Annotated in this window: 2 protein-coding genes; both read left to right on the top strand. The window is 61.3% G+C overall.

The genetic code is table 11. The annotated features are described in order from the left end of the window. Positions 1-140 precede the first annotated feature (140 nt). Positions 141-926, top strand: coding sequence for a DUF6531 domain-containing protein (locus ACFXK0_RS28885; RefSeq protein WP_379414245.1), 786 nt, complete (start codon positions 141-143; stop codon positions 924-926). Beyond that, positions 809-3,934, top strand: coding sequence for an RHS repeat-associated core domain-containing protein (locus ACFXK0_RS28880; protein ID WP_379414246.1), 3,126 nt, complete (start codon positions 809-811; stop codon positions 3,932-3,934). Before ACFXK0_RS28885 ends, ACFXK0_RS28880 begins: the two co-directional genes overlap by 118 nt. Positions 3,935-4,006 lie beyond the last annotated feature (72 nt).

The following is a 4,006-nucleotide window of genomic DNA, read 5'->3' as shown; positions in this document are numbered from 1 at the left end:
CTGAACTGACGCGACTTCTTCTGTGCCACAACAACTCCGTTCAGTTACCCAAATTCTACTTTGGGCCACTGTCCGAAGAACTTCGGGCACCTCACTCGGCCGCCTCGACCGCGGCCACCACCGCCGCATCGGCGATCCGCTTGGCCGGCGGCGTCGTCGCCGCAGTCCGCCAAACCGTGCGCGACCTGGTCTCCCAAACCGTGGCCCGCCTGGCCGTGTGGGCTGCCGAGGCCGTGTTCTCCCTCGGTCTGGCCACCCCGGTGATCGCGGTCCAGGCCACCGCCTACATCGCCAAAACCACCGCGATGATCGCCAAGTTGTTCTCGAAACTGGCCAAGACGATGTCGAAACTGACGCCGCTGCTGAAGAAACTGAAATCAGCGTTCGGTGACATCGCGTCCGCGTTCAAGAAGACCAAGACCGGCGGCAAGAACACCGACACCACCCCCGCCTCGACCAAACCGAAAACCAAAGGCGACGACAGCGATTCCCCCGACACCACCCCCGCCGGAACCAAAGGCGACGACACCACCCCCGCCTCGACCCCGGACACTCCCAGTACTCCACGCGACCCCAGCGACACCAATTCCGGTGCCCCGAACCAGGCACGCAAAGGCGATTCCCCCGACACCCAGGACGCGAAAGGCACCTGCGGGCGGATCGAACCGGTCGACATGGCCACCGGCGAGTACTTCGTCCCGATCATCGATGTCGAACTCCCCGGAGTCCTGCCGGTAGTCCTGTGGCGACGCCACCGCTCCAACTACCGCTACGGACGCTGGTTCGGACCGTCCTGGACATGCGGGTCATCGTCGACCACGCCGGGGTCACCTTCATCGCCGAGGACGGCATGCTGCTGTCCTACCCCCACACCACCCCCGGCACCCCGGTCGTCCCGCGCCACGGTGATCACCCCTGGCCACTGACCCTGACCGACCACGGCTACCGCATCCACGACCCGGAACGCGAAATCACCTGGCATTTCGCCGCATTGGACCCCGAATCCGAAGCCCTCGGTGACTACCCGATCGCCGGCATCTCCGACCGCCACGACAACTGGATCCGCCACCACTACCACCCCAACCGCCACCCCAGCCACCTCACCTCCTCCGGCGGCTACCAGGTCACCTTCACCACCGCCGATAACCGGATCACCACCATCACCGTCGACGGCACCGACGAACACGGTGAACCCGTCTCCACCCCGCTCCGCGAATTCACCTACCAATCAGGCGATCCCGTCGCAGTCACCAACGGCGTCGGCGCCACAACCCACTACACCTACGACCACGCCCACCGCATGCTCACCTGGCGCGACCCCGACAACACCCACTTCGCCAACACCTACGACGAACAGGGACGCATCGTCCGCCAAGAAGGCACCGACGGCATCCTCAACGCCACCGTCTCCTACGAAACCTTGCCCAACAACTGGGGCACCCGCACCCACGTCACCAACTCCGTCGGCGCCTCCTGGACCTACGAATTCGACACCCAGAAACGCCTCTTGGTCGAAACCGACCCCTACGGCGCCGCCACCCGCACCGACTACGCCGACCCCGTCAACCGCCAACCCCACCGCATCATCGCCCCCGACCTCGCCACCACCGTCTACTACCGCAACGCCGACGACAACCTCGTCCGCATCCAACGCCCAGACGGCCACTTCATCACCATCGACTACCACTCCCGCAACCGCCCCAGCGCGATCACTAACGCCGACGGCACCGTCACACGATACGAGTACGACGAAGCAGGAAACGTCGCCGCGATCACCGACCCCGACGGGGTCGTCGTGCAGCAGACCTACCACGCAAACGGTGCAGTTGCGAGCAAGACCGAAGCTGGGGGTGTAACAACGTTCGAGGTCGACGCAGCGGGTGAAACGATCCGTCTCACTGATTCTCACGGCGCCGCCACCACGGTCACTCGCGATCACTTCGGGCGGCTGATTTCAGTCACTGATCCATACGGCCAGACAACCCGCTACACGTGGTCGTCCGAAGGGAAGCCCCTCACTCGGATCGACCCCGATGGACACGAGGAATCCTGGACGTGGAACGAACTCGGAAAACTTGCTGCCCACTCCGACCGCGCCGCCAACACCCAGTGCTACACGTACGGTCCCTTTGGACTAGTTAATAGCCGCACCGTGGCCGACGGTTCCACTACCCGATACACCTGGGACACCGAAGAGCGCCTTGTGTCTGTTGCGAATCCGGCCGGGCAGTCCTGGACATATGCCTATGACAAGGTTGGCAGAGTGGCGTCGGAAACCGACTACAACGACGCGACCACGACCTACCGCTATGAACGGACCGGTCGGATCGCGACCGTCACTTCTGCATCGGGCATTTCTCGCCACCATACCTACGATAATCTCGGACAAGTCACTGCCGTCCGCGCAGAATCCGGCGAGTATCTCACCTACGCGTACTCCCCGGCTGGGCAGCTGACCACAGCCATCAGCTCGGACGAAGTGGGCAAACATACCCTGCGCTTCACCCATACCCCCGCGGGCCGCCTCCTCGCTCAGCAAGTCGATGATCGCCTGCCCACCGTTTTAACCTATGACTGTCACGGCAGAACCGTCGCGCGCACCAACCCGTCCGGGAATACCACCGAATGGAGCTATCACCTCGGCAGTCGGATCGGCACGATAGAAACCGGCGGACACCAGATCGAACTGGGCTATGACCACAATGGGCGGAACACCAGCTGGTGGGTAGGTGACCTTGCCCATCATGAGTATTACAACACGGTTGGTCATCTAACTGCCCGTACCCTCAGCACAAGCACAGCAGCCGGGCTACGCAACGATGAATACTGCTGGCGCGCAGACGGTTACGTTACAGGTCACACCACTGCCACGACCACGAATGGTTCTCTATCTCGTACCTACGATCTCGACCCGCTTGGCCGTGTTACTTCCCTGATCAACTCTGATGGAACCCAGCAAAACTTCACATATGACCCTCTGAGCAATATTACCAATTCAACCACTGGGCCGTCCACGGTAATTGAGCCGTGCCTACCGGCCACTGAACCGGACTTGACCAGCTCCGCCAAATTCAAGTGCGCACCCCCACTCGGAGAAAGCCCTGTGGTCGAGCCGTCGCGGGAATACCGCCGCAATCTCCTCGTCCACAAAGGGCGATCACGATATCACTACGACGCCGATGGTCGTCTCGTTCGCAAAACCACCACGCGAATCTCCCGTAAACCCGACAACGTGCATTACCGCTACAACGCTTTCGGTCAACTCACTGATGTTTATACTGCCGACGGCAAATGGTGGCGCTATACCTACGACGCTCATGGTCGCCGCACCACCAAACGACTCCTGTCCCACGACCGGGTTGTCCTCGAAAGGTACGACTACACTTGGGACGTAACCAACCTCATCGAACAAGTCTCTGCCGTCGAAACGATATCTTGGGAGTACCTAGCAGGAAAGCCGACTCCGCTCGCCCAAAACGTCCACAACTCTGATCAGGCCGACGGCAACCTTCAGGTGATCATCACCGACTTGGTTGGCGCACCGACGGATCTAGCCGACCCCAACTCTGGCATGCTGACAGCAACTGCCGGAACTGACCTGTGGGGCAAGACGACCTGGTCTGGCACTGTGAGTACGCCCCTGCGCTTTCCTGGTCAGCAATACGACGCCGAAACCGGCCTCCACTACAATTATTACCGCTATTACGACCCTGAAACCGGCCGCTACCTTACCCAGGATCCGCTGGGTCTCGCTCCCGCGCCGAACCCTAATACTTATCCACATAATCCTGTCACCTGGGCGGACCCTTTAGGCCTAAGCTGTTCGGATGCGTCCGATGGCTCTGATGGTCACATGGTCGGTCAAGATGGCGCGAGAATCATCAGCAGTACGGTATGGCAGCATGGACGCTTTAGACCGTGTCTCACGTCGTGAGTTTCGTGATGTGATCGCTTGTGCTGCATAATCGTTGGCCGTGACCGACGCCTTGTCGAGGCGGCTGGTGCC

It is taken from the genome of Nocardia sp. NPDC059177, from assembly GCF_042755165.1.
In the GTDB taxonomy this organism is placed as follows: domain Bacteria; phylum Actinomycetota; class Actinomycetes; order Mycobacteriales; family Mycobacteriaceae; genus Nocardia.
The sequence above is the reverse complement of the archived record's forward strand: the minus strand, read 5'-3'. Positions and strand labels throughout refer to the sequence as shown.